We start from the raw sequence: 26,675 nt of genomic DNA, 5'->3' as shown, positions 1-26,675 counted from the left end.
TGGCGGGCCGGGTGGGCTCAGGTAAAGTTCTCAACGGCTCGGCAAGCCGGGCCAAATGGGGTATGGGGTAATTGGCAGCCCGACTGATTCTGGTTCAGTTAGTCTAGGTTCGAGTCCTGGTACCCCAGCGCTTCTCCTCCCGCGAGGGAGGGGGGTGCTGGAGCTTCTCACGAAGTGCAGCAAGGGGTCCCGTCGTCTAGCGGCCTAGGACGCCGCCCTCTCAAGGCGGTAGCGAGGGTTCGAATCCCTTCGGGACTACATCTGCGAACGGCCCGCATCACATGATGCGGGCCGTTCGTCGTTTCGGCAGGTCATCGGGTGGCACCGTGTCGTCGTCGTGCTGCGCTGCCGTGCCGCCGTGTCGTCGTCGTGCTGCGCTGCCGTGCCGCCGTGTCGTCGTCGTGCTGCGCTGCCGTGCCGCCGTCGCGTCGCCGCCGGTTGGCGGGCCTGCGCATGACGGGTCGGCGGGCCGGCGGGGAGAGCGGCGGCGGCCGATTTCGGGTGCAGGCTGGTGGGCTGATAGAGTTCAGCCCGCCGCACGGGGGAGTTCGCACCGAGCGGCAAGGGTCCCGTCGTCTAGCGGCCTAGGACGCCGCCCTCTCAAGGCGGTAGCGAGGGTTCGAATCCCTTCGGGACTACATCTGAGAACGGCCCGCATCACTTCGATGCGGGCCGTTCTGCTTGCCGGAGACAGATGCGACTCCCGAGCGCCGCAGCGGGAAAAATCGCGGCATGACCGACATCACTGTTCGCCGGATCGACTACGGCTGGTTCGTCCGGCCGGCGACCGAGACCGGCACCGGGTCCCCGCGCGTCGAGCCCACGCTGGGCTATCTGGTCGATCATCCCGACGGCCAGCTGCTGATCGACACCGGCATGGGCAGCCACCCCGAGGTCGACGCCCACTACCAGCCCCGCCGGATCGCTCTGAACGCGGCGCTGGCGGCCGCCGGCACGATCAAGAGCCAGATCCGGTACGTGGTGAACTGCCACCTTCACTTCGACCACTGCGGTGGCAATCCGGAACTGGCCGGCACTCCGGTCTTCACCCAGCGCACCGAGCTGCGGACCGCCCGGACCGTGACCCATCACACTCTGCCGGAGTTGCTGGACGGCGGCCGTTACGAGGAGCTGGACGGCGAAGCGGAGATCCTCCCCGGCGTCCTCGTCGTGCCGACGCCGGGCCACACGGCCGGCCACCAGTCGGTGGTGCTCACCACGGGAGACGGCACCGTGATCGTCGCCGGGCAGAGCCACGACCACGCGACCGCGTTCACGAGTGACGTGCTGGGCGCGCACGCCGGGGTGGGCGAGCAGCCGCCCTGGCTGGCCGGGCTGCTCGACCTGGATCCGCGGCGCATCGTCTTCGCCCACGACAACGCCGTCTGGGAACCCTGATCAGACCGCCTGCGGCACCCCCGGCGTGAGCCACGTCAGCGTCGCCGGGGGGAAGGCCGCCTCGACGCCGGCCCGCCCCTCATGGAAGTGCGACCACCCCTCGTAGTGCACCGGCACTACCCGTCGCGGCTTCACGGCGGCGATCAGCCGGGCCGCGTCCCGGCCGTTCATCGTGTACTTGATCGGGCCGGTCAGCCCGAACCGCACCTCACCCAGATGGACGATCGCGGTGTCGACGGTGAATCGGGACGCCACCTCGCGCACCCCGCCGAAGAGCACCGTGTCCCCGGTGATCCAGACCACCGACGGCGCGCCGGCCGGGCGCAGGGCGAACCCGATGGCGTCGCCCACGATGCCGCGGCTCAGCGGCGGGCCGTGCCGGGCCGGGGTGGCGGTGATCTCCAGAGCGCCGACGGTGGTGGTGGCCCACGGGTCGAGGCCGACGGACGTGCAGAACGGATCGAGCCGCCGGGCGCCGCCTGCCGTGGTCACCACGACCGGCGCCGACGGCAGCAGGGCCCGTCCGGCGTCGTCCAGGTTGTCCGCGTGGTGGTCGTGGGTGAGCAGCACCGCGTCGATCCGGCCCAGCTGGTCGGGCTGCAGCGCCGGCCCGCTGACCTTCACCGAGGACGTGCCGAGGCCGAACGCGTACCGGCGGCCCGGCTCGTCGAAGGTGGGGTCGGTGAGCAGGCGCACACCGTCGATTTCGATCAGTGTGGTGGGTCCGCCGACGTGGGTGATCGACAGGTTCATCGGGCGTGCCGCAGCGCCCAGTCGAGCACCTCGTCCGCGATCTGCTCCCAGCCCTTCTGCGCGGGAAGCAGGTGGGCGTACCCGGCGTACTCCCGGCGTTCGGTGACGGTGTTCGACTTGTAGTGCCTGGCGTTCGACTCCTGGATCGCCGGCGGCATGATGTGGTCCTCGGAGCCGGAGACGAAGAGCAGCGGCGCCCGGTCGTCGTTGTGGTAGTCGACCCAGGTGTCCTGGTGGCCGGGCTGGAAGTTGGCGAGCACGCTGCCCCAGAGGATGCCGCCGTTGGCCGGGATGGCGTACCGCTCGTAGAGGTAGCGGGACTCCTCCTCGGTGAACGTGTTGGTGAACGCGTACTTCCATTCCTCGAAGCTGAGCGGCACCGCCTTGTGCCGGTTCGCCGGGCTCTTCAGCACCGGGAAGGTCGACTTCACCTGGGAGAGCGGCACCACCCGGACGCCTTCGGTGGGCGCCGAGTTCATCGCGACGCCGGCCGCCCCGTACCCGTGGTCGAGCAGGATCTGGGTGAACGCCCCGCCCGCCGAGTGACCGATGATGATCGGCGCCTCGGGCAGTTTCCGGATCTCCTCCTCGTAGTGGGTGATGATCTGCGGCACGGTGACGTTCAGGATCGGCGCGGGGTCCGCGTTGAGCGCCTCCACCTCGACCTCGAAGCCGGGGTATCCGGGTGCGATCACCGGGTGTCCCTTGGCCTCGTAGTGTGCGATCCAGTTCTCCCAGCTCCGCGGCGTCACCCAGAATCCATGGACGAGAACGATCGGTTTCAAGATCTTTACCCCCTGTTGAGAACCTGGCCCGATCCTCATGGGAGCGATCCCGCGCGCGCATCACGTGTCACGCGTAGTCGCGCGTGCAAGCAGCGTGCGATCAGTCCCGCAGCGCCTCCCGGAGCTGCCGCCGCGAGCTGACGCCGAGTTTCCGGAACACCTTGCGCAGGTGGTAGTCGACGGTGCTGGCGCTGAGGAACAGATGCGCCGCGATCTCGGCGTTCGTCGATCCGGCGCGGGCCAGGCGCGCCACGGCGGCCTCCTGCGGGGTCAGGGCCGTCTCGTCACTTTCGGGTACGGGGGAGAGCACACTCTCGCCGAGGGCCGCGAGTTCCTGCCGCGCCCGGTTGGCGAAGGCGTTCGCCTGGACGTCGGAGAACATCTCCAGCGCCCCGGCGAGCTGATCCCGGGCGTCGCGCCGGCGTCGTCGCCGGCGCAGCCACTCGCCGTAGAGCAGCCGGGCGCGGGCCAGATCGCCGTAGCCGGCCGTCCCGCCGAGCAGCTCGATCGCGTCCCGGTAGTGCTGCTCGGCCCGCTCCGGCCCGCTCATCAGCGCGTCGCACCGGGCGAGCAGTCCCCGCGCCAGAGGTGTGTCGCTGGCCCGGGCCGCCAGGGTCAGGTCGGCGTGCGCGGCGGTGGCGGTGGCCCGGTCGCCGGAGCGCACGGCGGCCTCGACGAGATCCGGGAGCGCGTAGGCGTACCGCCGGGGCCGGCCCAGGTCGACGATGCGCAGCAGCGCCTCGCGGGCCGCGCGGTAGTCGCAGCTCGCGTTCTCCAGGACGCCCATGGCGAGCAGCGTGACCGACTGCATGCCGCCGAGGTGCAGCATCTCGAAGACCTGGAGCGCCTGCGGCACGGTCTGGCGGAAACCGTCCGGCGCCCGCCACGCCACCAGCTCGGGGTGGCGCCACACCTGCTCCTGCTCGCCCGTCACACCGATTGACCGGCGGGTCCGCATCCCGGCCGCGTCGTGCTGGTCGGCGTGGTTGAGCCGGCCCAGGGTGGCCTCGGTCATCGCCCCGACGAAGTGCACCAGGTCGAGCGCGTGCAGCGCGCCGGTGCGCCGGGCCGCGCTCTCGGCCCGCTCGATCAGCAGCATCCGGCTGACGTCGTCCCAGAGCTGGTTGGCGAAGTTGATCCCGACGACGAACCTCCGGAGCAGCGTCTCGTCCGGGACGGCCGGGTCGGTGATCGCGGCGACCGCGCGGCGCAGCGCCGGGGCGCCGGTCTCGTATCCGCCCAGGACGAACGCCGCGTACCCGGCCAGCAGCAGCCCGTCCAGCCCGTCCGGGTCGGTGCCGGCCAGCCGGGCCGCCTCGGTGGCGACGACCGTGTAGTCGATCGAGGCGAGGTGCTCGGCGGCGCTGGAGTGGTCGACGGCCTGCACGGCTGCCTGCCGGGCCCGGGCGTGGTCGTCGCCGAACGCCGCGGCCGCCCGCAGGCACAGCTCCGAGGCGTCCCGCAGCCCGGTCGGCGCGCCCACGTTGACGGTGGCGAGCGCCCGGGTGAGCAGGGCGGAGCCGAGCACCGGGCCGGTCAGCAGCTCACCGTCCACGGTGTCCAGCAGCGCCAGGGCCCGGGCCGGCGCGCCGGCGGTCATCGCCGCGGCGGCCGCCTCCACCTGCCGCCCGGCGCGGACGGCGGTGTCCGGGGTGAGCTCGGCGGCCCGGTTCAGGAAGGTGACCCGCGCGCTGTATCCGCCGCGTGCGCCGGCCCGCCCGGCGCGACGCTCCAGCTCGGCGGCGACGTCCTCGTCCGGCGCGGGGGTGGCGGCCGCCAGGTGCCAGGCGCGCCGGTCGGCCTCGGCCGGATCGGTGGTGCCCGCGGCGAGCGCGGCGTGCACGGCCCGGCGCTGCGCCGGCGCCGCGTCGCCGTAGACCGCGGACCGGACCAGCGGGTGCTTGAAGTGCACCGGGGGTGAGCCGGCGATCAGCCGGTCGGCCTCGGCGGGCGCCGCGTCCTCCGGTTCGGCGTCGAGGAGCCGGGCCGCGGCGAGCAGGTGCTCGTCCCGGCCGCCGGCGCCGGCCGCGGCCAGCAGCAGCCAGGTCCGGGTCTCCGCCGGATAGCCGCGGACCTGCGACGAGTAGTGCGACTCCAGGCGGCTGCCGATCGGCAGCGGCTCGGGCAGCGGAGCGGCGCCGCGCCACTGGTCGCCGGTGAGCTCGTGGCCGAGGTCGGTGAGCGCCAGCGGGTTGCCGCCGGTGGACGCCGCGAGGTTCTCGGCCAGGACGAGGTCGAGGTCGCCGGCGACCACGTCGGAGAGGAGCGCGATCGCGGCGTCCCGGGTCAGCCCCTCGATCTCGAGCACGTCGACGCCGGCGAAGACGTCCGTCTCCTCCTCGGTGCGGCGCCTGCCGAAGAGCAGGACCACCCCCTCGGCGTGCAGCCGCCGGGCCACGAACGCGAGAGCCCGGGCCGATTCCCGGTCCAGCCACTGCACGTCGTCGACGACGCAGAGCCGGGGCGTCGCGGCGATCAGGGTGAGCGCCGCGAGGCTGACCAGGTAGAGATCGGGCGGTGGGCCGTCGGCGAGACCGCAGGCCACCTCCAGGGCGGCGCGCTGACCGGCCGGCAGCCGGTGACGCCGGCGCAGCAACGGGAGCAGCAACCGGTGCAGACCCGCGTACGGGAAGTCGGCCTCGGACTCGACACCGCTGACGGACAGGCTCTCGGGCGCGGTGCTCAACGCGTACCGCAGGAGGGTGGTCTTGCCCACGCCGGCCTCGCCGCGCAGCACCAGGGCCGCGCTGTGCCCGGATCGCGCCGCCGTGAGGAGGCCGTCGAGGACCGCGCACTCAGTCTCGCGACCGAAGAGCCGATCATGGAGTCCGAAGAGCCGCACGGCGGCAGCCTATCGGACGGTGATCGATGGATTACAGGCCTGAGAGCCGCTGGCCGGCCCGGACGACCGCCATCGCGTGACGCTCGCCGGGACGGCGGCCGAGCCGTTCGATCGGACCGCTTATCGAGATCGAGGCGATCACCCGGCCGGTCCGGTCGCGGATCGGCGCGGAGACGCTTGCCACACCGGGCTCGCGCTCGGCGACGCTCTGCGCCCAGCCGCGGCGGCGGACCTCGGCGAGGGTGCGGCCGGTGAACTTGCAGCGGGGCAGCAGCGGCATGACCGCCTCCGGCGGCTCCCACGCGAGCAGGATCTGCGCGGCGGAACCGGCCACCATCGGCAGCACCGAGCCGACCGGGACGGTGTCGCGAAGACCACTCGCACGCTCCGCGGCGGCCACGCAGATGCGTTCGTCGGCGCGGCGCAAGTAGAGCTGCGCGCTCTCCCCGGTGGCGTCCCGCAATGCGGACAGCAGGGGCTCCGCGGCGGTCAGCAACACGTCCGGCGCGGCGTTCGCCAGCTCGCCCAGACGGGGTCCCGGGCGCCACCTGCCCTGGGTGTCACGGACCAGCATCCGATGAATCTCCAGGGCCTGTGCCAGGCGATGTGCGGTTGCCCGCGGCAGCTTCGTGCGCTCGACTAGTTCGGCCAGGCTGGCGCCGTCGACGCAGGCGGCAAGAATGACGACCGCCTTGTCGAGAACGCCGACACCGCTCATACTGTGTCCCACAAGCCGAAACATACATTCCAGAATTTAGGATGTCCAGATGGTGGGAGTCACTCCCCAGAGCGGGAAACCCAGGACCCTGGCCGAGAAGGTCTGGGATGACCACGTGGTGCGCACGGCCGAGGGCGAGCCCGACCTGCTCTACATCGACCTGCACCTGCTGCACGAGGTCACCAGCCCGCAGGCGTTCGACGGTCTCCGGATGGCCGGTCGCCCGGTCCGCCGGACCGACCTCACGCTGGCGACGGAGGACCACAACACCCCGACCGGGTACGCGGATCCCGCCTTCAACACCCGCCGCGGCGAGCTGCTCACGATCGCCGACACCGTCTCGCGTACCCAGATCGAGACGCTGCGGAAGAACTGCGCCGAGTTCGGTGTCGAGATCCGTCCGCTGGGCGACGTGAACCAGGGCATCGTGCACGTCATCGGCCCGCAGCTCGGTCTCACCCAGCCGGGCATGACGATCGTCTGCGGCGACTCGCACACCGCCACCCACGGCGCGTTCGGCGCGCTCGCCTTCGGCATCGGCACCAGCGAGGTCGAGCACGTGCTCGCCACCCAGACGCTGCCGCAGGCCAAGCCGAAGACGATGGCCGTCACGGTCGTCGGAGAGCTCGGCCCCGGCGTGAGCGCGAAGGACCTGATCCTCGCGCTGATCACGCAGACCGGCACCGGCGGCGGCAACGGCCACATCGTGGAGTACCGCGGTGAGGCCATCCGCAAGCTCTCCATGGAGGGCCGGATGACGATCTGCAACATGTCGATCGAGTGGGGCGCCAAGGCCGGCATGATCGCGCCGGACGAGACCACGTTCGCGTACCTGAAGGGCCGCGAGCACGCGCCGAAGGGCGCCGACTGGGACGCCGCCGTCGCGTACTGGCAGACCCTCGCCACCGATGCCGACGCCGAGTACGACACCGAGATCATCCTGGACGCCTCGACGATCAGCCCGTTCATCACCTGGGGCACCAACCCGGGTCAGGGCGCCGCGTTGGACAGCGTCGTGCCGAGCCCCGGGGACTTCCTGGACGAGGTCGAGCGGTCCGCCGCCGAGCGCGCCCTGGAGTACATGGATCTCACGCCTGGCACCCCGTTCCGCGAGGTCCCGGTGGACGTGGTCTTCGTCGGTTCCTGCACCAACGGCCGGCTCGAGGACCTGCGCGCGGCGGCCGAGGTGATCCGCGGTCACAAGGTGCACGAGGGCGTCCGGATGATGATCGTCCCGGGCTCGTACCAGGTGCGCGAGCAGGCCGAGGCCGAGGGCCTCGACCAGATCTTCAAGGAGGCGGGCGCCGAGTGGCGCTTCGCCGGCTGCTCGATGTGTCTCGGTATGAACCCGGACACGCTCAGCCCCGGCCAGCGTGCCGCCTCGACCTCCAACCGCAACTTCGAGGGCCGGCAGGGCAAGGGTGGCCGCACCCACCTGGTCTCGCCGCAGGTCGCCGCCGCCACCGCCGTGGTCGGCAGGCTGGCCGCCCCCGCGGACCTCTGAGCAGGGGAGCTTTCAGAAAATGGACAAGTTCGTCACCCACAGCGGCAAGGTCATGCCGCTGCGCCGCTCCGATGTGGACACCGACCAGATCATCCCGGCGGTCTACCTGAAGCGGGTCACCCGGACCGGCTTCGAGGACGGCCTCTTCAACGCCTGGCGTGAGGACCCGGACTTCGTGCTGAACCGGCCGGCCCACGCCGGCGCCACGATCCTGGTGGCCGGCCCGAACTTCGGCACCGGCTCGTCCCGGCAGCACGCCGTCTGGGCGCTGCGCGACTGGGGTTTCAAGGCCGTCATCGCCTCCCGGTTCGGCGACATCTTCCGGGGCAACTCCCTCAAGGAGGGCCTGCTCCCGATCCAGCTCGACCAGAAGATCATCGAGAGCCTCTGGGACCTCGCCGAGAGCGAGCCGGAAAAGCAGATCACGGTCGACCTCGAAGCGCGAGTGGTTCGCGTGGACGACGCCGCCTACGGCTTCCCGATCGACGATTTCAGTCGCTGGCGGCTGATGGAAGGCCTCGACGACATCGGACTCACGCTTCGCAACGAAGAGATGATTACCGCGTACGAGAAGAGCCGTCCCGCTTTCAAGCCGGTCGTCGTCCTTTAGCTCTGTGGTTGCAATTCGCCCCGGCCGGTCGCCCGGCCGGGGCGAATTCGTTGGGACACAACGGCTTTTTTGCCGCGAATGTTTGTGTCTCCAGGTCACAGGGCATACCGTGCGCGCAGAATGGCCCGTGACGGGCCAGTTCTCACGTCCGGGAGGAAAACCGTGAACAAGGCCGAGCTCATCGAGGCGCTCGCCGTCCGACTGGGTGACAAGAAGGTCGCGACCCAGGCACTGGACGCGTTCATCAGCGAGGTGCAGAACGCCGTCGCCAAGGGCGACAAGGTGGCCCTCACCGGCTTCGGCTCTTTCGAGAAGCGAGTGCGCAATGCGCGTACCGCACGGAATCCGCGAACCGGTGAGCCGGTAAAGGTGAAGAAGACGTCGGTCGCAGCTTTCAAACCGGGTAGCGCGTTCCGGGAGCTGGTGGCGAGCGGCAAGCCGGCCAAGGCGGCAGCCGCCGGCAAGAGCACCGCGGCGAAGAAGACGACGGCTGCCAAGGCCACGGCGACCAAGGCCACCGCTACCAAAGCCACTGCCACCAAGGCCACCGCTACCAAAGCCACTGCCACCAAGGCCACGGCTGCGAAGTCGGCGGCCAAGGCGACCGCCAGTAAGGCGACGGCCAGCAAGGCGACCCCGGCGAAGTCGGGCGCGGCGAAGGCCACAGCGAGCAAGGCCACGGCCAGCAAGGCCACGGCGAGCAAGGCGACTGCGAGCAAGGCGACCGCTGCCAAGGCCACCACGGCCAAGTCGGCGGCCGCGAAGAAGACCACGGTCGCCAAGGCCGCGCCGGCGAAGAGCGCGGCGAAGAAGACCACGAGCAAGGCGGCGGCGGCTCCGAAGGCGACGAGCGCCGCTGCCAAGAAGACGGCACGCAAGTCCACCACGCCGGCCCCGGCGCCGGCCCGGGCCCGTTCCGCGTCGTCGCGCAAGGCACGCTGACCGCAGCCGCACCGAAAGGCGTCCACCGCTGGGTGGACGCCTTTCGTGTTCCGGGCCCGCGGGCACCGGGCCGGTCCTACCGTCCGGACATGGGACACCGTTCGACGCCGCGGGGCCTGACCGCGCGATCCGCCCTGGCCGCGACCCTGTTCGCGGTCGCCCTCCTGCCCGGATGGACACTCGGTGGCCTGGCCGAGCAGCGGACCGGCCGGCCGGTGCTGGACTGGCTGATCACCTGCGGCTGGTCCGGGCTGGCCGTCACGGTCTACGCGCCGTGGTGCTCGTACCGGCGGCGGGACGGCTGGCTCGGCGCCGTCCCGCTCTACGGCTGGTACCTGCTCGGCGTGCTGAGCTGGCGGCTCGCGCTGCTGCCCTACCGGGACTGGGATCCCCGGCGTGACGAGCTCTGGCGCGCCCGCTGGCTCACCGGGGACCTGCTCGGTTACTGGCGGGCCGACCTGCCCTCCGGCCGGGCTGTCACAGCCGGGAGGCGCCCAGCAGCCGCTCGCCGGACCAGGTGAGCAGCCAGCCGTCGCCCTTGCGGGTCTTGAACGGCTCCGGGTCGTCGCTGCCGTGCAGCGCGGCCAGCAGCGGCGGCATCACCTTGCCCTGGCTGCAGATCACCACCCGGCCGTCCGCGCGGAGCTGGGCGATCCGGGACCGGGCCGCCGCCAGCCGGGCCGGCAGACCCGCCACGTCGGACGGCTCGGCGAACGCGCCGTCCAGAATGACCGGCTGGGCGCCGAGCGCGGCGGCAAGCGGCTCCAGCGTCTGCGAGCAGCGCAGCGGCGGCGCGGACACCAGCCGGCGCGGACGGAACGAGGTCAGCGTCGCCGCGATCCGGTCGGCCTGCTTCGTGCCCTCCGGGTCGATCGGGCGCAGCTCGTCCCGGCCGTTCCACTTCTTCCGCTCGCCCGCGTGGGCGTGCCGGACCAGCGCGGTCACCGCGGTCACCGGCGGCAGCGACGCCACGTGGTCCAGCAGCTCCCGCTCGCCGGCGTAGGTGAGCCTCTCCCGCGCCGCCGCGAGCGGCAGCCAGGCGAGCTCGTCGACCTCCTCGACGTCCTGCACCGGACCATCCGAGGACGCCAGCATCAGCCAGTACGCCACGTTCTTCGGGCGGCCGCCGGGCAGCACGTAGTCCACGTCGGGCAGGCGCAGCAGCGGGATCCCGGCCGTGCCGGTCTCCTCCTCGACCTCGCGCAGCGCGCCGAGAAGCGCCGGTTCGCCGGCCGTCAGCTTGCCTTTCGGCAGGCTCCAGTCGTCGTAGCGGGGCCGGTGCACCACGCAGATCTCGATGCCGTCCGCGCCGGGCCGGTGCAGCACCGCGCCCGCGGCGAGTTCCTTCTCCGGCATCAGCTCTTCTTGCCGATGACGCGGCGGAGCAGAGCCTCCTGGAGGTGGACCTGCGGACGGCCGGGGGTGCCGGCGTTGCGGTGCCAGACACCGTCGCCGTCCAGGTCCCAGCCCTCCGACTGATCTCGCATCGACAGGTCGAGCACGGTGCGCAGCTCCTCACGGGCCGACGGGAGGGTGACCCGGACCAGCGCCTCCACCCGGCGGTCCAGGTTGCGGTGCATCATGTCGGCCGAGCCGATCCAGTACTCCGAGTCGGCGCCCGGACCGAACCGGAAGACCCGGGAGTGCTCCAGGAACCGGCCGACGATCGAGCGTACCCGGATGTTCTCCGACATCCCCGGCACACCCGGCCGCAGCGCGCACATGCCGCGGATCACCAGGTCGACCTTCACACCGTCCTGAGAGGCGCGGTAGAGGGCGTCGATGGTCTCCTCGTCCACCAGCGAGTTCACCTTGATCTGGACGAGCGCCTCGCCGCCGGACCGGGCGATCCGGGACTGCTCCTCAATTCTTTCGATCAAACCCTTGCGTACGCCGTGCGGCGCCACCAGCAGCCGCCGGTACGTGGTCTGCCGGCTGTACCCGGTCAGCACGTTGAACAGGTCGGTGACGTCCGCGCCAACCTCGGGGTCGGCGGTCAGCATGCCGAAGTCCTCGTAGAGGCGGGCGGTCTTCGGGTGGTAGTTGCCGGTGCCGATGTGGCAGTACCGCCGGATCTGGTTGCCCTCCTGGCGGACCACCAGCGCGGTCTTGCAGTGCGTCTTCAGGCCGACCAGGCCGTAGACCACGTGACAGCCGGCCCGTTCCAGGGTGCGCGCCCAGGCGATGTTGGCGACCTCGTCGAACCGGGCCTTCACCTCGACCAGCACCACCACCTGCTTGCCGGCCGCCGCCGCGTCGACCAGGGCGTCCACGATCGGGGAGTCGCCCGAGGTCCGGTACAGCGTCTGCTTGATCGCCAGCACATTCGGGTCGGCCGCGGCCTGCTCGATGAAGCGCTGCACGCTCGTCGAGAACGAGTGGTACGGGTGGTGGACCAGGATGTCCGACTCACGGAGCCGGTTGAAGACGCTCCGCGGCACCTCCCCGTCCGCCAGCTGCGGATGGGTCGCCGGCACGAAAGGGCGGTCCTTCAGGTCGTCCCGGTCGACCTCGCCGAACATCTGCCAGAGCGCCGACAGGTCGAGCAGTCCGGGCACCCGCAGCACGTCGTGGCTGTCCATGTCGAGCTCGCGGACCAGCAGGTCGAGCACGTGGTCGCTGATCGACGCGGCCACCTCGAGCCGGACCGGCGGGCCGAACCGGCGCTGCGCGATCTCCCGCTCCAGGGCCTGCAGCAGGTCCTCGTCGCGGTCCTCGTCGACCTCCAGCTCGGCGTTGCGGGTCACCCGGAACGCGTGCGTCTCGAGGATCTGCATCCCGGGGAAGAGCTGGTCCAGGTGGTTGGCGATGAGCTCCTCGATGGGCAGGAACCGCACGCCGCGGCTGTCGTTCTGCACCGTCACGAAACGGGACACGTTGTTCGGCACCTTGATCCGGGCGAACAGCTCCGCGGCGTCCTCACCCGGGTAGCGCAGGGCCACCGCGAGGTTCAGCGAACGGCTCGAGATGTACGGGAAGGGGTGCGCCGGGTCGACCGCGAGCGGCGTCAGCACCGGGAAGACCTGCTCCCGGAAGAACGTCCGCAGTCGCCCCTGCTCCGGCGCGTCCAGCTCCTTCCAGCTGACCACCTCGATGCCCTCGGCGGCGAGTTTCGGCCGGACCTCGTCGGCGAAGCAGGCGGCGTGCCGGGTGACCAGGTCGGCGGTCCGCCCAGTGATCATCTCGATCTGGTGGCGCAGCGGGGAACGGTCGCCGCCGCGGACCGGCAGACCCGCGCTGAGCCGCCGCTTCAGGCCGGCGACCCGGACCATGAAGAACTCGTCGAGGTTGCTCGCGAAGATCGCCAGGAATTTCGCCCGCTCCAGCAGCGGCGTGCCGGGGTCCTCGGCGAGGGCCAGCACCCGGGCGTTGAAGTCCAGCCAGGAGAGCTCCCGGTTCAGGAACCGGTCGTCGGGGAGCAGGTAGCGCTCGTCCGGGACGGCCTCCGCCGCGTCGTCGTCGGCGTCTTCCTCGAAAGCCTCGGCTGCCTCGTCTGTCACCACGGTCTCGATTCCCACGGGTTCCGCCTCGGGTTTCACCACGACCTCCATCCCGGTCTCCCGCTCGGGAAGCTGATCGGCGACGGGCTCGACGGTCGCGGCCGGTTCTGACTCCGCGAGTTCCGAGGTGCGGAGAAAGCGGCCGTTCGGGCCACGCCTACGGGGGTCGGGGGTCCGGGGCGGGGTCTGCATGAAGCTTATTCTTGCCGCTTCCGGCGGAACGTGAAACGAACTACTGGGTGATCAATTCAGTCGACTCCGGGAATGGAGACCCGCCGCACGGTACCGTCGTCGCCCGCCTCGACCGTGACCCGCTGCCCGAGGCGCAGCAGCCGCAGACCGGACCGTTGGAACGCTTCAGCTCCGAACCCCAGTTCAGAGCCGTCGTCGAGGAGCAGCGTGCCGCTGCGGGTGCCGGAGTCGAAGGTCGCGACGGTGCCCTGCATAACGCTGCACGCTACCCGGCTCAGGCCGCCGGGGCGCACTCCGCCGTGAGTCCGAGATCACGTAAGAGCTCGCAGGTGCGGCGGCCGGCGCCGAGACTCAGCACGGTGCCCAGGTCGGCGGCGGTGTCGACGTCCTGCCGCAGGCCCGGCCAGTCCCCGGTGAGCGGCGTGGCGCCGGAGCCGGCGTGCGCCTGCGCCGAGTGCGGGCCGAAGAGCGGCCGGAGGGACTCGCCCGGCGGGACCGCGAGCAGCACCGTGCCGGTGCCGGCCGCGTCCGGCACGAAACTGCGGCCGCTCACGCCGCCCAGTGCCTGGTCGAGCTGCTCAGGGGTGAGCGCCGGCAGGTCGCCGGTGAGCACCGCCCGGTACGCCTCCGGGCCCGCGACGTCGTCCGCGCCGAACCGCAGAGCCGCGTTCAGCCCCGCGCCCGGGTCCGGGGCGACCTCGGCGCCGAGCCGGCCCACCGACGCCGCGACGGCGGCGTCGTCGGTCACCACGATCAGCCGGGTCACCGCGGGCGTGGACAGGACCGCGACCACGGTGTCGCGCACCATGGCGAGCGCCAGATCCGGATGCCGGTCGGCGGGCACGGCGCCTCGCAACCGTGTCTTCGCCGCCCTCAGCCGCTTGACCGGGATCACCACAGTCCACTTCCGCACCACCCCGCCAGTCTGCACGACGAGATGCTCGCAAGGCGCCGCCGGTGAGATGGCCCGCGGTTTTCCGACGCCGCGGGGTTTGCGGTGGCGGAAAACCGTGTGTCATCTCACCGGGTATCAGGCGCCTTGCCGCGAGCGGAGCGAAGCCGGTCAGCACTGCGCTTTTGCTTACTCCTGGAGACCCCTGCCTGGTCTCGCCGGTTCTCAGCGGGCATGATTTCTCCGCAGGTGAACAGGTGGAGCGGGTGCGGCGCGGATTCGTCGCCGAACGAGGGACAGGGGAAGCCGTGACGCAGCTCAGGCTCGGATTCTGGCAGCGTGTCGCGGTGATGCTGGTCCTTCCCGTCATGACCGCTCTCACCCGGAAGACCTGGATCGGCCGGGAGAACATCCCGCGCACCGGGCCGGTGATCCTGGTGCCGAACCACGTCTCGCACTTCGACCCGCTGGTGGTCGCCCACTTCATCTACCGGGTTCCGCGGTGGCCGCGGTTCCTCGGCAAGGCCAGCATCTGGAAGGTTCCGGTCATCGGGTACCTGCTGCGCAAGACCCGGCAGATTCCGGTCGAGCGCGGCAGCACCGAGGCGGCCAAGTCGGTGGAGGCCCTGGTCACGGCGCTGAACGAGGGCGGCGCCGTGGTGATCTACCCGGAGGGCACGACCACCCGGCACCCGGACCTCTGGCCGATGCGGGGCAAGACCGGCGCGGCACGCCTCGCGCTGCTCACCGGGGCGCCGGTCGTGCCGATCGCCACCTGGGGCCCGCAGACGATCTTCGACCCGCGGACCAACAAACTGCGTCTGCGGCGTACGCCGGTGACGGTCATCGCCGGGCCGCAGATCGACCTGAGCCGGTGGGCCGGCGCCGCGCCGACCCGCGCGGTGCTGCAGGAGATGACCGACGCGATCATGCTCGATGTCCGGGACCTGCTCGCTGAGATCCGCGACGGCGAACCGCCGGCGCTCTACGAACGGCCCGCACGCCGGGCCTCTACCTCGGAGGACGCTTCATGAGGGCCGCCGTCATCGGATCCGGAGCCTGGGGTACCGCGTTCGCGAAGGTGCTCGGCGACGCCGGATCGCAGGTCACCATGTGGGCGCGGCGCGAGGCCGTCGCTGCCGAGATCCGGGAGCGGCGCGGCAACGAGGGATCACTTCCGGGTGTACGCCTCGCCGAGTCGGTCACCGGCACGACCGATCTGGCCGAAGCCGTGGCCGGCGCGGAGCTGATCGCCATCGCCGTGCCGTCGCAGACCCTGCGCGGCAACCTCGCGGACTGGGCCGGCGCGTTCCCCTCCGACGCCACGGTGGTCTCGCTGATGAAGGGCATCGAACTCGGCACCCTGAAACGGATGAGCGAGGTCATCGTCGAGACGGCCGGTGTCGCCGCGGACCGGGTGGTGGTGGTCTCCGGGCCGAACCTGGCGCCCGAGATCGCCGCGCGGCAGCCCACCGCCACGGTGGTGGCCTGCTCCGACGAGGGGCGTGCCAAGCAGGTGCAGCACGCGCTCGCCACGCCGTACTTCCGGCCGTACACCAGCGACGACGTGATCGGCTGCGAACTCGGCGGCGCCACCAAGAACGTGATCGCGCTGGCCTACGGGATGGCCGTCGCGATCGGCCTCGGCGACAACACCCGGGCGTCGCTGATCACCCGCGGCCTGGCCGAGACGGCCCGGCTCGGTGTGGCGCTCGGCGCCGACCCGCTGACGTTCGCCGGACTGGCCGGCCTCGGCGACCTGGTCGCCTCCTGCTCCTCGCCGCTGGCCCGGAACCGGACCTTCGGCGAGCACCTCGGCCGCGGCGAGACCCTCGAACAGGCGCAGGTCGCCACCCGGCAGACCGCCGAGGGCGTCAAGAGCTGCCTCTCCATCCGCGACCTCGCCCGGGCGAACGGCGTCGAGATGCCGATCGTCGAGCAGGTGGAACGGGTCTGCCACGAGGGCGCCGACCCGCGGGTCGCGGTGAAACTACTGATGACACGAGAGATGAAACCCGAGTGAGCACCCCTTTTTCTGACGGCACCCGTTCCGTGCACGCCGGTCTCCCCGCGCCGGCCGTCGGTGAGCCGTTCCTGCCCGGTCCGGTCTTCGCGGCGCCCTACCACCTGGACCCGGCGACCGGGCCCGGCGAGCACGGGTACGCCCGCACCGAGCACCCGACCCGGGAGCTCCTGGAAGCCGCGATCGGCGAGCTGGAGGGCGGGCCGGCGCTCGCCTTCTCGAGCGGCCAGGCGGCGATCACCGCGCTGCTGCTCGCGGTCCTGCGGTCCGGCGACACGGTCGCGCTTCCGGCGGACGGCTATTTCACGGTGCGGGCGTTCGCCGAGAGCTTCCTGCGGGACCTCGGGGTGACGACGGTCCTGGTGCCGACCGCCGGCCCGTACCCGGACCTCACCGGGGTGCGGCTGGTGCTGCTGGAGACCCCGGCCAACCCCGGCCTCGACGTCTGCGACGTGCGCGCGGTCGCCGCGCAGGCACACCGGGCGGGGGCGCTCGTCGCCGTCGACAACACCACCGCCACGCCGCTCGGGCAGAACCCGCTCGCGCTCGGCGCCGACCTGGTGGTCGCGTCCGGCACCAAGGCGCTGACCGGGCACTCCGACGTGCTGCTCGGCTACGTGGCGGCCACCGACCCGGAGTTGCTCGGCAGGGTGGAGACGTGGCGCAAGCAGACCGGCGCGGTGCCGGGGGCGTTCGACTGCTGGCTGGCGCACCGCTCGATCGCGACGCTCGACCTGCGGCTGGCCCGGCAGAGCCGCAACGCCGAGGCGCTCGCGTCGTTGCTGGTGAGCCGCACGGACGTGACCGGGGTGCGATGGCCGGGGCTGCCCGCCGACCCGTCGTTCGCGGTCGCGTCGGCGCAGATGCGGCGGATCCCCGGGGTGGTCTCGTTCGACCTGGGCACGGCCGAGCGGGTGGCCCGGTTCCTGGACGCGGCACGCCTGGTGTTCGCGGCGACGTCGTTCGGCGGCGTGCACACCACCGCTGACCGGCGGGCGCAGTGGGGTGACGACACGTCGCCCGGGTTCGTCAGGTTCTCCTGCGGGATCGAGGACACCGCGGATCTGATCGCGGACGTGACGGCGGCCCTGGACGCGTCCCGGTGACCGGCACGTTCTCCGCCGACGAGGTGGCGGCTCTCACCCTGGGGGAGAGCTTCTTCCTGGCGCCGGGGGAGCGGGAGTGCCCGTCGTGCGGCGAGCGGCGGCTGCGGGCCTATGTCACGGCACCGGCGAACGCGCGGCGGCCCACGCTGGTCAGCTACGTCTGGTGCAGCGGGTGCGGCAAGTTCGTCGGCACCCGCGCCAAGCACCCGGAGGGGCTGATCTTCTCGGACCCGCTGGCGCTGCTGCCGGCGGACGAGCGGCGCGAGCTGGAGCGCACGGTGACGGGTTTCCTGGCCCACCTGGACTCCCTCTGGAACACGGGAGTCCTGCCACAGACCTTCACCGCGGCGTAGAGGCTGCCGGCCCGGCTTGGAGCCTGCCGGGACGCCGGGGCCGGCGGCGGGTCGCGCCGGCGGAAGGGGCGTCAGTCGCGGGGGCCTGCGGGACGGGTCCGGTGCGGTTGTGGGCTGGTCTGCGCGTAAATCTGACGTTTTTGGGGTCAGCCGTGGGTGGAGACGAAGTCGTGGAGCCAGTTGCGGGGGACCTCGGCGGTGGCGCGGCCGCCGATGCGGCGCAGGGCTTCGCCGGGGCTGACGCCGAGCAGGACCAGGGTCATCACCGCGAGCAGGGTGGACCGGCCGGTGCCGGAGGAGGACTCGGTGACCACGAAGCAGCCGGCGCGGACGTCCTGCGCGAGGCGGGCGGCGAGCGCGACCATCTCGGTGGCCTCCTCCCGCTTCGGCGGCTCGGTGGTGCCCGGGAACGGGATCAGCTCGATGCCGGCGGTATCGCCTGTCGCGTTCGTGCAGACCAGGATCTGCACGCCGGCTCGCGCCAGCGCCCCCAGCTCCGTCGCCGACCACGGATCACCGGACGGGTGCGCCATCGTCGCCAGTTGCCCCGGACCAGGCCCGGCGATCACGTGGAGTGCTGGTGCCATGACCTGTTCGTTCCCCCCGCCTCGGCACATCCCATATTCGGCTTACGCAGAGTAGGGTCACCCCCGGCATGACCGCTAGCGAGAGGCACAGAGAAGAGTGACGACCCCCCGGAAGACCCGCGTCGCGATCGTTTTCGGCGGTCGCAGCACTGAGCACGCCATTTCCTGCGTGAGCGCGGGCGCCATCCTCGGCGCGCTGGATCCGGATCAGTACGAGGCGGTTCCGGTCGGAATCACCCGAGAGGGTCGCTGGGTTCTCCCCACGGGCGAGGCCTCGCAGCTGACGATCCAGGGCCGCACACTGCCGGAGATCACCGAGGCCTCCGGAAGCTCGGTGGTCCTCGCGGCTGACCCGACGGTGACCGAGCTGATCGTCCAGGACGGTCTTCCCTCGCTGGACGGCGTGGACGTGGTGTTCCCGGTGCTGCACGGCGCCTACGGCGAGGACGGCACGATCCAGGGGATGCTGGAGATGGCCGGTATTCCGTATGTCGGGGCGAACGTCTTCGCCTCCGCGGCCGCCATGGACAAGGAGTTCACCAAGAAGCTCGCGGCCGCCGAGGGCATCCCGGTCGGGCCGTACGCGGTGCTCCGCGCCGGCGTCTCCCTGTCGGAAGCGGACAAGGAGCGTCTCGGGCTGCCGGTCTTCGTGAAGCCGTCCCGGGCCGGCTCGTCCACCGGGATCACCAAGGTCACCGACTGGGCGGACCTGGACGCGGCTGTCGCCACCGCCCGGCAGATCGACCCGAAGGTGCTGGTCGAGGCCGCGATCGTGGGCCGGGAGATCGAGTGCGGCGTGCTGGAGGGCGAGGCCGGCGGCGCGCCCGAGGCCTCGCTGCTCGCCGAGATCCACGTGGACGACGCGGACTGGTACGACTTCGAGACGAAGTACCTGGTCGGCAGCCGCTACACGATCCCGGCCGCGCTTTCTCCGGAGATCACCCGTCAGGTCCGGGAGTTCGCGTTGCAGACGTTCACCGCCCTGGACTGTGCCGGGCTGGCCCGCGTCGACTTCTTCGTGACCCCGTCCGGCGAGATCTTTCTCAACGAGATCAACACGATGCCGGGGATGACGCCGACGTCGATGTTCCCGATGATGTGGGCGGCGACCGGCCTGGAGTACCCGAAGGTGGTCGACCGGCTGATCCGCACCGCGCTGCGGCGCGGGACCGGCCTGCACTAGCTGATCTGGTTGATCGGGCCTAGCTGATCTGGCACCCGCTGGGCATCTCGGCGACCGGTTTCGACTTCACGGTCTCCACGATCGTGTCGGAGAACTCGTTCGCCCACTGCGCCGGGTTCTCGTAGGTGTTCGGCACGGTCACCGCCACCGGGACCTCACGGTCCATCGTGGTGACGGTGGCCGCGTCGGCGCCGATCTTCGCGTACCAGCAGACCCGGTTCATGATCAGCAGCTCGGTGTCCATCGGGACGCAGCCGGGGGTCTCGTCCTTGAGCGACTCGCACATGACCGGCGCGGGCACGCCGCAGGAGACCGTGACCGGCGGCTCGCCGTAGGCGGCGTTCTGCTCGGGGCCGGCGGAGACCACCCGGGCCGGCAGCTCCCGGATCGTCGCCGGGAGCTGCGAGGTGACCGCGAGGCAGACGGTGGCGGTACGGTCGTCGAGTTTCGGCGCGTCCATGACGACGGGCGTGCTCGGGATGGCGACCGGCGTGTTGTCCGCTTTTTCGGATTTATCTGGTTGAATTGCGATAAATGCTAGGACACCGACCAGGAGCGCCACCGGAACGGCGATCACGGTTGCCCAGAGGGCGGCTGCTCGGGTGGCCGGGTCCTTGTTCACCATGCTCAGAGGTTTACCACGGAGCAGGTGAGCGTCCTCGTGATGCCCGGCACGTACTGGACCTTGCTCACAATCAGGCCACCGAGCTCGTCGACGGTGTGCGCCTCGGTGAGGACCACGACGTCGTACGGCCCGGTCACGGCGTCCACCCGGACGACCCCCGGTATCTTCTCGATCGCGGCGGCCACGTCACGGGCCTTACCGACCTCGGTTTGGATGAGGATGTATGCCTGGACCACGATCGACTCCTATCCGCCACTGTCGGTGATCCCCGGTCGTGAAACTACCGTACGAAGCGACCCGGGAGCGGGACGCCACCATCGAAGGACTTAGACGTGAGCATCTCCGAAGGCGGCGAATTCGGACTGATCGGCCGAATCGTCTCCCGTCTCGGCACCAGCCCGTCCACCCTGCTCGGTCCGGGTGACGACGCCGCCATCGTGCGCGCCGCCGACGGGCGGGTGGTGGCCTCCACCGACGTGCTCGTCGACGGACGCCACTTCCGCCGCGACTGGTGCGGCCCCGCCGACATCGGGCACCGCGCCGCCGCCGCCAACCTCGCCGACATAGCCGCCATGGGCGCCGTCCCGACCGCGCTGCTGGTGGCCCTCTGCGTGCCGCCCGGCGTGGAGAGTGAATGGGTGGAGAGCCTCGCCGACGGCCTGACCGCCGAGGCCGCGCTGGTCGGCGCGAGCGTCGTCGGCGGCGACACCACCGCCAGCCCGACGCTCACGATCGCGGTCACCGCGCTGGGAGACCTGGGCGGGGCGGAACCGGTCCGGCGCGACGGGGCGCAGCCGGGCGACGTTCTCGCCCTTTCCGGCCGGATCGGGTACGCGGCCGCGGGACTCACCGTCCTCTCCCGGGGGTTCCGGACCCCCAAGAAGCTCGTCGAGGCGTACCGGCGGCCGGCCGTCCCGTACGCGTCCGGCCCGCTCGCGGCACGGCTGGGCGCGACCTCGATGATCGACGTCTCGGACGGGCTGCTGCAGGATCTGGGACACATCGCGACTGCCAGTCTCGTCGCTATCGACGTGCACCGGGACGCGTTCGACGTACCCGACCAGATGCGGGACGCGGCCAAGGCGCTCGGGGTGGACCCGTACCAGTGGGTCCTCGCCGGTGGGGACGACCACCCGCTGGCCGCGACGTTCCCGCCCGGCGTGGCGCTGCCGGCCGGCTGGCAGGTGATCGGCGCGGTGCACGACGGCGAGGGCGTGACGGTCGACCGCAAGCCGTGGACCGGGGGCCTGGGCTGGGACCACTTCCGCTGACGTTGGTTAGCCTGTCCCACGTGTCAGAGATCAAGATCAAGTTGGCGGACTTCGACGACCCGGACGTCCAGCGGCTGGTGACGGCGAACCTGCGGGACCTGTCCGAACGCTACGGCGGCACCGGCGACGACACCCCGATCAGCGGCGCTGACTTCACGCCGCCGAACGGGGCTTTCCTCGTGGCTTCGCTGGACGGGAAGCTGATCGGGAGCGCGGGCTGGCGCCGGCACGGGGCCTCCGACGCTGAACTGAAGCGGATGTTCACGCTGGCGGAGGCCCGTGGTCGCGGGGTGGCCCGCCGCATGCTGGCCGCGATCGAGGAGTCAGCGCGGGAGGCGGGGTGCTCCCGGGTGATCCTGGAGACGGGCGACAAGCAGCCGGAGGCGATCGCGCTGTACGAATCGGCGGGATACGTGCGGATCGAGGACTTCGGGTTCTACGCGGGGCACGAGGGAGTTCTGTCCTACGCGAAGCCCCTGTAGCGCGGACGGCGGTCGCGGTCGCGCCGTTCCGCGGCCGCCGCCGCGCGTCGTTCCGCCGCAGCCGCCGCCGCGCGCCGTTCCACGACCGCGCCGCGTGCCGTTCCGCGGCCGCCGCGCGTCGTTCCGCAGCTGCCGCCGCGCGCTGCTCGTGCTCGTCACGGCGCGGTGGGCGTCGGCGGTGCCAGCTGCGACCGTGGGGCGCGGGTGGGCGGCTCGCGCTTCCCGTGGTAAACGCGTTGTAGCCGCCGAGCTTGAGGGCTCGGCGGCTACAACGATGTAAGACTCAGAGGGTCAGGCGCGCGTGACCTTGCCGGCCTTGATGCACGAGGTGCAGGCCTTGACCTTCTTGGTCGTCCCGCCACCGGCCGGGGTGCGCACCGACTGGATGTTCGGGTTCCAGCGGCGGTTGGTCCGCCGGTGCGAGTGGGACACGTTGTGGCCGAAGCCCGGTCCCTTGCCACAGACGTCGCACACGCTAGCCACGGGATACTCCTGGGTTTGAAACGAAACTGAAGGCACCTGACGAACAACCTCAGCCAGGCAACCCGGCGAGCTTACCCGACTCACCGGGGTAAGAACCAATCGCCCCCGCTCAGGGTGCGTGCCCGGGCGATTGTCGGGGGTGGTTAGTACGATTTTCGCGTGCTGGAGACCCTCGATGCCGCCACGGTCCGTCGCTGGTGCGGTGGTGGGCTGGAGGCACTCCGGGCACACCAGCGTGAGATCGACGACTTGAACGTCTACCCGGTGCCCGACGGTGACACCGGCACCAACCTCGTCCTGACGCTGACCGCGGCCTACGAGGCGCTCGACGAGGAGACCCCGGAGCCGGGCCGCCCGGTCGACCGCCTGATGCGCCGGATGGCACGCGGCGCCCTGCTCGGGGCCAGGGGCAACTCCGGCGTGATCGTCTCGCAGATCCTGCGGGGGATGGCGGACACGTTCGCGACGGTGGTGACGGTCCGGGGGCCGGAGCTGGCGCGGGCGCTGCGGATGGCGACCGACGCGGCATATGCGGCGGTGGCCCGCCCGGTGGAGGGCACGGTGCTCTCGGTCGTGGCCGCGGCAGCCGAGGGCGCCGGCCGGATCAAGTCGGACAACCTGCTGGCGGTGGCGCGCGCGGCGGCCCGGGCGGCCGCGGAGGCGCTGGACCGCACGCCGCAGCAGCTGCCGGTGCTGGCCCGGGCGGGCGTGGTGGACGCCGGTGGGCGCGGACTGTGCCTGCTGCTGGACGCGCTGGTCGATGCCGTGGCCGGCGAGACCGCGGAAGACGGCGGCAACCACGGTGGCAGGGCCGGGGCGGCCGCGGAAGAGGCCGGCGGCAACGGCGTGCGGATCACAGCGGAGCGGACTCCCAACGAGCATGACCGAAATTCCGGAAGTGCCCCGCAAGTCGAATCACGCAAGTCTTGGACAGGCACCCGGACATCCGAGGCCGGTGGCGAGCACGCCGACCGCGCCGGCGGGCCCGGTGCTGATCGCGACGACTGCAGCGGTTACGGCTACGAGGTTCAGTACCTTCTGGACGCCCCGCCCGAAGCCGTCACCAAGCTCCGCGAGACCCTCGACGCCCTCGGTGACTCGCTCGTCGTCGTCGGCACCGGGGACGGCACGTGGAACGTTCATGTCCACGTGGCCGACGTCGGGCCGGCCATCGAGGCAGGGATCGAGGCGGGCCGGCCGTACAAGATCAGTGTGACCAGGCTGGAGGAACGACGGCCTGGACATGATCTCCGGGCCGCGGTGGTCGTCGCCGCGGGTGACGGGCTGACCGCGCTCTTCGAGGGTGAGGGCGCCATGGTCGTGGACCGGAACCCGTCGACCGCCGAGCTGCTCGCCGCGATCGCCGCGACCGGGGCCGGCTCGGTGGTGGTGCTGCCGAACGACGCGAACACGCATGCCGTCGCCACGTCGGCGGCGCGGGAGGCGGCGGCCGGGGGAGTGCAGGTCAGCGTGGTGCCGACCCGGTCGCCGGTGCAGGCGCTCGCGGCTCTGGCGGTGCGTGACCCGCAGCGGCCGTTCCCCGACGACGTGATCGCGATGGCCGAGGCGGCCGGCGCGTGCCGGTACGGCGAGGTCTGCACCGCCCAGCGGGACGCCCTCACGGTGGCCGGCCCGTGCCGTGCGGGTGACCTGCTCGGCCTGGTCGACGGCGAGGTGCACGTGATCGGCAACGATCTGACCGAGGTCAGCCGCCTGCTGCTGGACCGGATGCTCGGCGGCGGTGGCGAGCTGGTCACCTGCGTGCTCGGCGCGGACGCCCCGCCGGACCTCGAGGACCGGATACGCGAGCACACCCACCGGACCTGGCCCTTCATCGAGTTGCAGTGCTACGCGGGCGGACAACCGCGGTACCACCTTCTGGCAGGAGTCGAATGACCACGACCGACACCCCGCTCACCAAGGTGCTCGGCGCGAAGACCGCGAAGGCTCTCGCCGACCACCTGGACCTGCACACCGCGGGGGACCTGATCTACCACTTCCCGCGGCGTTACGACGAGCGCGGCGAGCACACCGACCTGCGCCGGCTGGAGGTGGACGAGCAGGTCACGGTGCTGGCCCAGGTGCAGGGGATCAGTCTGAAACCGTTCCGGGCGCGCAAGGGCAACATGCTCGAGGTGACCATCGGCGACGGCTCGGGCGCGACGCTGACCTGCACCTTCTTCAACCAGGCGTGGCGTGAGCGGGAGCTGCGCAAGGGTGTCTGGGGCCTGTTCGCCGGCAAGGTCACCGACTTCCGCGGCAAGCGTCAGCTGAACGGGCCCGCCTATCAGCTGCTCAAGGCCGACGCCACGCAGGACGACGCGGCGGCCGAGATCGAGGAGTTCGCCGGCGCGCTGATCCCGGTCTATCCGGCGGCGCAGGCGGTGCCGACGTGGACGATCGCGAAGTGTGTGCGGACGCTGCTGGACACGTTTGCGCCGCCGACCGATCCGCTGCCCGGCGACGTGCGGGGCAAGCGCGGCCTGGTCGGCATCGGGACGGCGCTGCGCGAGATTCACCGGCCGAGCTCGGAGGAGGCGCTGTACCGGGCGAAACACCGGCTGAAGTGGGACGAGGCGCTGGCCGTACAGCTGACGCTCGTGCAACGCCGGGCGCGTGCGGCCCTGGCGCCCGGCACCGCCCGGCCCCGCGCGGAGGCCGGGTTGCTCGCGAAGTTCGACGCCGCGCTGCCCTACGAGCTGACCGAGGGGCAGCGTCAGGTCGGTGAGGAGATCGCCGCGGACCTGGCCCGGCCGCATCCGATGCACCGGCTGCTGCAGGGCGAGGTCGGTTCCGGCAAAACCCTCGTTTCGGTACGGGCGATGCTGCAGGTCGTGGACGCCGGTGGGCAGGCGGCTCTGCTGGCGCCGACGGAGGTGCTCGCGACGCAGCACTTCCGCGGGATCAGCGCGCAGCTCGGCGCGCTCGGCCGAGCCGGTGAGCTGGACGGCGACCCGGAGGGAACCCAGCTGACCCTGGTGACCGGCTCGCTGGGCGCGGCGGCCCGGCGTGCGGCGCTGGCCAAGGTCGCGGACGGGACCGCCGGCATCGTGGTCGGCACACACGCCCTTCTGTACGAGGGGGTCGACTTCAAGGATCTCGGGCTGGTGGTCGTCGACGAGCAGCACCGGTTCGGTGTGGAGCAGCGGGACGCGTTGCGCGCCAAGGCGGCCCGGCCCCCGCACGTGCTGGTGATGACCGCCACGCCGATTCCGCGCACGGTGGCGATGACCGTCTACGGCGACCTGGAGACGTCGGTGCTGTCGCAGCTGCCGCGGGGCCGGTCGCCGATCGCGTCGCACGTGGTTCCCGCCCTGGACAAACCGGCCTATCTGGACCGTGCCTGGGTGCGGATCAAGGAGGAGGTACGGGCCGGGCATCAGGCCTACGTGGTGTGCCCGCGGATCGGGGAGGACGACGAGTCGCCTCCGAAAGAGGGTGACGAGGGTGCCCGCCGGCCCCCGCTGGCGGTCACCGAGGTGCTGCCGCTGCTCGAGCACGAGTACCTGAAGGGCCTGCGGATCGGCATGCTGCACGGCAAGATGCCGGCCGAGGACAAGGACAGGGTCATGCGTACGTTCGCCGCCGGTGACCTGGACGTGCTGGTGGCGACCACGGTGATCGAGGTGGGGGTGGACGTGCCGAACTCGACGGTCATGCTGATCCTGGACGCCGACCGGTTCGGGGTGTCCCAGCTGCACCAGCTGCGCGGCCGGGTCGGCCGTGGCTCGGCGCCCGGCATCTGCCTGCTGCACACCGAGGCAGCCGAGGGATCGGCGGCCCGGGAGCGGCTGGACGCGGTGGCCTCCACGACGGACGGCTTCAAACTCTCCGAGATCGACCTGGAGCAGCGCCGAGAGGGTGACGTGCTGGGCGCGTCCCAGTCCGGCAAGCACTCGCACCTGCGGCTGCTCTCGCTGCTGCGCGACGAGAAACTGATCAAGGAGGCCCGGGCGGAGGCGTCGGAGCTGATCGGCGACGATCCCGACCTCTCCCGCTATCCGGCGCTGGCCGCCTCGGTGGCCGCGCTGGTCGACGAAGAACGCGCCGAGTACTTGGAGAAGGGATGATCCTGCACATCTGCCCGCGTGACGCGTGGGATCCGTCAGCCGCTTCCTACGAGGGCGACACGCTCGCCACCGAGGGTTTCATCCACTGCTCACCGCCCGACTGGGTGCACGTCCCGGCGACGGCGAGGTTCCGGGGCCGTACCGATCTCCTGGTGCTGGAGATCGACCCCGCTCTGGTGGACGTGCCGGTGGTCTGGGAGGACGGTGTCCCGCCGTCACCGGACGGGCGGCAGTTCCCGCACATCTACGGTCCGCTGCCGGTCTCGGCGGTGATGACCGTCAGTCCGTACCCGCCTCGCGAGGACGGATCGTTCCCGCCCCTGGGATAGCGAAAAGGGCGCGCCGTGATCGGCGCG

27 protein-coding genes and 3 tRNA genes are annotated in these 26,675 nt (G+C 71.5%); 18 read left to right on the top strand and 12 right to left on the bottom strand.

Translation table 11 applies throughout. The features are described from left to right. Window positions 1–56 precede the first annotated feature (56 nt). From AMIS_RS35035 to AMIS_RS35020, 4 genes are all read left to right on the top strand, one after another. Window positions 57–128, top strand: a tRNA-Gln gene (locus AMIS_RS35035). A gap of 57 nt (window positions 129–185) precedes the next feature. Beyond that, window positions 186–258 (top strand) — tRNA-Glu (locus AMIS_RS35030). 307 nt (window positions 259–565) lie between these two features. Continuing rightward, window positions 566–638 (top strand) — tRNA-Glu (locus tag AMIS_RS35025). A gap of 94 nt (window positions 639–732) precedes the next feature. Next, a complete protein-coding gene (locus tag AMIS_RS35020) occupies window positions 733–1,398 on the top strand; it encodes an MBL fold metallo-hydrolase (RefSeq protein ID WP_014447206.1) in 666 nt (221 codons plus the stop codon). Here the strand turns inward: AMIS_RS35020 and AMIS_RS35015 are convergent, their stop codons facing one another. The 4 genes from AMIS_RS35015 to AMIS_RS35000 form a co-directional block, all read right to left on the bottom strand. Further along, the gene (locus tag AMIS_RS35015) at window positions 1,399–2,151 is read right to left on the bottom strand and encodes an MBL fold metallo-hydrolase (RefSeq protein WP_014447205.1); all 753 of its coding nucleotides are present in this window, start codon (window positions 2,149–2,151) and stop codon (window positions 1,399–1,401) included. It abuts the gene before it with no gap. Then, a complete protein-coding gene (locus AMIS_RS35010; protein WP_014447204.1) occupies window positions 2,148–2,975 on the bottom strand; it encodes an alpha/beta hydrolase in 828 nt (275 codons plus the stop codon). Before AMIS_RS35010 ends, AMIS_RS35015 begins: the two co-directional genes overlap by 4 nt. A gap of 61 nt (window positions 2,976–3,036) precedes the next feature. Beyond that, window positions 3,037–5,778 (bottom strand): helix-turn-helix transcriptional regulator, encoded by a 2,742-nt coding sequence (locus AMIS_RS35005; RefSeq protein ID WP_014447203.1) that lies wholly within the window; start codon window positions 5,776–5,778, stop codon window positions 3,037–3,039. A gap of 31 nt (window positions 5,779–5,809) precedes the next feature. Further along, window positions 5,810–6,496 carry an IclR family transcriptional regulator gene (locus AMIS_RS35000; RefSeq protein ID WP_014447202.1) on the bottom strand — a complete coding sequence of 229 codons (687 nt, stop codon included), beginning with the start codon at window positions 6,494–6,496 and terminating at the stop codon, window positions 5,810–5,812. Window positions 6,497–6,545: 49 nt separating this feature from the next. Between AMIS_RS35000 and leuC the strand changes: the two genes are divergently transcribed. From leuC to AMIS_RS34980, 4 genes are all read left to right on the top strand, one after another. Continuing rightward, window positions 6,546–8,000: a 3-isopropylmalate dehydratase large subunit gene (gene leuC / locus AMIS_RS34995; protein ID WP_014447201.1), complete on the top strand. Its 1,455-nt coding sequence runs from the start codon at window positions 6,546–6,548 to the stop codon at window positions 7,998–8,000. 19 nt (window positions 8,001–8,019) lie between these two features. Then, on the top strand, window positions 8,020–8,610 hold the full coding sequence (gene leuD, locus AMIS_RS34990) for a 3-isopropylmalate dehydratase small subunit (protein WP_014447200.1): 591 nt from the start codon (window positions 8,020–8,022) through the stop codon (window positions 8,608–8,610). Window positions 8,611–8,772: 162 nt separating this feature from the next. Further along, complete coding sequence (locus AMIS_RS34985) at window positions 8,773–9,552, top strand: HU family DNA-binding protein (protein ID WP_014447199.1); 780 nt, start codon at window positions 8,773–8,775, stop codon at window positions 9,550–9,552. Between the two features lie 89 nt (window positions 9,553–9,641). Beyond that, window positions 9,642–10,073, top strand: coding sequence for a hypothetical protein (locus AMIS_RS34980; protein ID WP_014447198.1), 432 nt, complete (start codon window positions 9,642–9,644; stop codon window positions 10,071–10,073). On the opposite strand, the gene AMIS_RS34975 is transcribed toward AMIS_RS34980, so the two are convergent. From AMIS_RS34975 to cofC, 4 genes are read right to left on the bottom strand one after another with little or no spacing between them, the layout of a single operon-like run. Continuing rightward, on the bottom strand, window positions 10,030–10,908 hold the full coding sequence (locus tag AMIS_RS34975; RefSeq protein ID WP_014447197.1) for an NUDIX hydrolase: 879 nt from the start codon (window positions 10,906–10,908) through the stop codon (window positions 10,030–10,032). The two genes, AMIS_RS34980 and AMIS_RS34975, sit on opposite strands and share 44 nt — an antisense overlap. Continuing rightward, a complete protein-coding gene (locus tag AMIS_RS34970; protein WP_014447196.1) occupies window positions 10,908–13,244 on the bottom strand; it encodes an RNA degradosome polyphosphate kinase in 2,337 nt (778 codons plus the stop codon). The genes AMIS_RS34975 and AMIS_RS34970 overlap by 1 nt, the downstream gene beginning before the upstream one ends. Window positions 13,245–13,300: 56 nt before the next feature. Continuing rightward, complete coding sequence (locus AMIS_RS34965) at window positions 13,301–13,498, bottom strand: cold-shock protein (protein WP_014447195.1); 198 nt, start codon at window positions 13,496–13,498, stop codon at window positions 13,301–13,303. 20 nt (window positions 13,499–13,518) lie between these two features. Further along, entirely contained in the window at window positions 13,519–14,175 is a 657-nt protein-coding gene (gene cofC / locus AMIS_RS34960; protein WP_014447194.1) for a 2-phospho-L-lactate guanylyltransferase, read from the bottom strand. Between the two features lie 269 nt (window positions 14,176–14,444). Between cofC and AMIS_RS34955 the strand changes: the two genes are divergently transcribed. From AMIS_RS34955 to AMIS_RS34940, 4 genes are read left to right on the top strand one after another with little or no spacing between them, the layout of a single operon-like run. Continuing rightward, window positions 14,445–15,170: a lysophospholipid acyltransferase family protein gene (locus tag AMIS_RS34955; protein ID WP_014447193.1), complete on the top strand. Its 726-nt coding sequence runs from the start codon at window positions 14,445–14,447 to the stop codon at window positions 15,168–15,170. Beyond that, window positions 15,167–16,159: an NAD(P)H-dependent glycerol-3-phosphate dehydrogenase gene (locus AMIS_RS34950; protein WP_014447192.1), complete on the top strand. Its 993-nt coding sequence runs from the start codon at window positions 15,167–15,169 to the stop codon at window positions 16,157–16,159. The genes AMIS_RS34955 and AMIS_RS34950 overlap by 4 nt, the downstream gene beginning before the upstream one ends. Then, the gene (locus AMIS_RS34945) at window positions 16,156–17,265 is read left to right on the top strand and encodes a cystathionine gamma-lyase (RefSeq protein ID WP_014447191.1); all 1,110 of its coding nucleotides are present in this window, start codon (window positions 16,156–16,158) and stop codon (window positions 17,263–17,265) included. Before AMIS_RS34950 ends, AMIS_RS34945 begins: the two co-directional genes overlap by 4 nt. Continuing rightward, window positions 17,262–17,618 carry a hypothetical protein gene (locus AMIS_RS34940; RefSeq protein WP_014447190.1) on the top strand — a complete coding sequence of 119 codons (357 nt, stop codon included), beginning with the start codon at window positions 17,262–17,264 and terminating at the stop codon, window positions 17,616–17,618. The genes AMIS_RS34945 and AMIS_RS34940 overlap by 4 nt, the downstream gene beginning before the upstream one ends. Window positions 17,619–17,764: 146 nt before the next feature. On the opposite strand, the gene AMIS_RS34935 is transcribed toward AMIS_RS34940, so the two are convergent. After that, window positions 17,765–18,205, bottom strand: coding sequence for a hypothetical protein (locus AMIS_RS34935; protein ID WP_157435179.1), 441 nt, complete (start codon window positions 18,203–18,205; stop codon window positions 17,765–17,767). Between the two features lie 97 nt (window positions 18,206–18,302). Between AMIS_RS34935 and AMIS_RS34930 the strand changes: the two genes are divergently transcribed. Continuing rightward, window positions 18,303–19,388, top strand: coding sequence for a D-alanine--D-alanine ligase family protein (locus AMIS_RS34930; RefSeq protein ID WP_014447188.1), 1,086 nt, complete (start codon window positions 18,303–18,305; stop codon window positions 19,386–19,388). A gap of 19 nt (window positions 19,389–19,407) precedes the next feature. On the opposite strand, the gene AMIS_RS34925 is transcribed toward AMIS_RS34930, so the two are convergent. Next, on the bottom strand, window positions 19,408–20,013 hold the full coding sequence (locus AMIS_RS34925; protein ID WP_014447187.1) for a DUF3515 domain-containing protein: 606 nt from the start codon (window positions 20,011–20,013) through the stop codon (window positions 19,408–19,410). A gap of 2 nt (window positions 20,014–20,015) precedes the next feature. Next, window positions 20,016–20,249, bottom strand: coding sequence for an Lrp/AsnC ligand binding domain-containing protein (locus tag AMIS_RS34920; protein ID WP_014447186.1), 234 nt, complete (start codon window positions 20,247–20,249; stop codon window positions 20,016–20,018). A gap of 96 nt (window positions 20,250–20,345) precedes the next feature. Here AMIS_RS34920 and AMIS_RS34915 point away from each other — a divergent pair, with 96 nt between their 5' ends. Together AMIS_RS34915 and AMIS_RS34910 are read left to right on the top strand one after the other, a co-directional pair. Beyond that, entirely contained in the window at window positions 20,346–21,284 is a 939-nt protein-coding gene (locus AMIS_RS34915; RefSeq protein ID WP_014447185.1) for a thiamine-phosphate kinase, read from the top strand. A 20-nt stretch (window positions 21,285–21,304) separates the two neighbouring features. Continuing rightward, a complete protein-coding gene (locus tag AMIS_RS34910; RefSeq protein ID WP_014447184.1) occupies window positions 21,305–21,766 on the top strand; it encodes a GNAT family N-acetyltransferase in 462 nt (153 codons plus the stop codon). 291 nt (window positions 21,767–22,057) lie between these two features. Here the strand turns inward: AMIS_RS34910 and rpmB are convergent, their stop codons facing one another. Next, window positions 22,058–22,249: a 50S ribosomal protein L28 gene (gene rpmB, locus AMIS_RS34905; RefSeq protein WP_014447183.1), complete on the bottom strand. Its 192-nt coding sequence runs from the start codon at window positions 22,247–22,249 to the stop codon at window positions 22,058–22,060. A 159-nt stretch (window positions 22,250–22,408) separates the two neighbouring features. On the opposite strand from rpmB, the gene AMIS_RS34900 reads away from it, so the two are divergent. From AMIS_RS34900 to AMIS_RS34890, 3 genes are read left to right on the top strand one after another with little or no spacing between them, the layout of a single operon-like run. Continuing rightward, on the top strand, window positions 22,409–24,145 hold the full coding sequence (locus AMIS_RS34900) for a DAK2 domain-containing protein (protein WP_014447182.1): 1,737 nt from the start codon (window positions 22,409–22,411) through the stop codon (window positions 24,143–24,145). Next, a complete protein-coding gene (recG, locus tag AMIS_RS34895) occupies window positions 24,142–26,319 on the top strand; it encodes an ATP-dependent DNA helicase RecG (protein WP_014447181.1) in 2,178 nt (725 codons plus the stop codon). The genes AMIS_RS34900 and recG overlap by 4 nt, the downstream gene beginning before the upstream one ends. Then, complete coding sequence (locus AMIS_RS34890) at window positions 26,316–26,648, top strand: DUF952 domain-containing protein (protein ID WP_014447180.1); 333 nt, start codon at window positions 26,316–26,318, stop codon at window positions 26,646–26,648. Before recG ends, AMIS_RS34890 begins: the two co-directional genes overlap by 4 nt. The last annotated feature ends 27 nt before the right edge of the window (window positions 26,649–26,675 follow it).

Origin of the sequence: Actinoplanes missouriensis 431 (genome assembly GCF_000284295.1) — a bacterium.
GTDB lineage: Bacteria > Actinomycetota > Actinomycetes > Mycobacteriales > Micromonosporaceae > Actinoplanes > Actinoplanes missouriensis.
Note: the sequence above shows the minus strand (reverse complement) of the source record. Positions and strands in the feature narration are given on the sequence as shown.

Coding starts and splice junctions, on each gene's coding strand:
- AMIS_RS35020 (WP_014447206.1), top strand. CDS start 733: ATGACCGACATCACTGTTCGCCGGATCGACTACGGCTGGTTCGTCCGG.
- AMIS_RS35015 (WP_014447205.1), bottom strand. CDS start 2,151: ATGAACCTGTCGATCACCCACGTCGGCGGACCCACCACACTGATCGAA.
- AMIS_RS35010 (WP_014447204.1), bottom strand. CDS start 2,975: ATGAGGATCGGGCCAGGTTCTCAACAGGGGGTAAAGATCTTGAAACCG.
- AMIS_RS35000 (WP_014447202.1), bottom strand. CDS start 6,496: ATGAGCGGTGTCGGCGTTCTCGACAAGGCGGTCGTCATTCTTGCCGCC.
- leuC (WP_014447201.1), top strand. CDS start 6,546: ATGGTGGGAGTCACTCCCCAGAGCGGGAAACCCAGGACCCTGGCCGAG.
- leuD (WP_014447200.1), top strand. CDS start 8,020: ATGGACAAGTTCGTCACCCACAGCGGCAAGGTCATGCCGCTGCGCCGC.
- AMIS_RS34980 (WP_014447198.1), top strand. CDS start 9,642: ATGGGACACCGTTCGACGCCGCGGGGCCTGACCGCGCGATCCGCCCTG.
- AMIS_RS34975 (WP_014447197.1), bottom strand. CDS start 10,908: ATGCCGGAGAAGGAACTCGCCGCGGGCGCGGTGCTGCACCGGCCCGGC.
- AMIS_RS34970 (WP_014447196.1), bottom strand. CDS start 13,244: ATGCAGACCCCGCCCCGGACCCCCGACCCCCGTAGGCGTGGCCCGAAC.
- AMIS_RS34965 (WP_014447195.1), bottom strand. CDS start 13,498: ATGCAGGGCACCGTCGCGACCTTCGACTCCGGCACCCGCAGCGGCACG.
- AMIS_RS34950 (WP_014447192.1), top strand. CDS start 15,167: ATGAGGGCCGCCGTCATCGGATCCGGAGCCTGGGGTACCGCGTTCGCG.
- AMIS_RS34935 (WP_157435179.1), bottom strand. CDS start 18,205: ATGGCACCAGCACTCCACGTGATCGCCGGGCCTGGTCCGGGGCAACTG.
- AMIS_RS34925 (WP_014447187.1), bottom strand. CDS start 20,013: ATGGTGAACAAGGACCCGGCCACCCGAGCAGCCGCCCTCTGGGCAACC.
- recG (WP_014447181.1), top strand. CDS start 24,142: ATGACCACGACCGACACCCCGCTCACCAAGGTGCTCGGCGCGAAGACC.
- AMIS_RS34890 (WP_014447180.1), top strand. CDS start 26,316: ATGATCCTGCACATCTGCCCGCGTGACGCGTGGGATCCGTCAGCCGCT.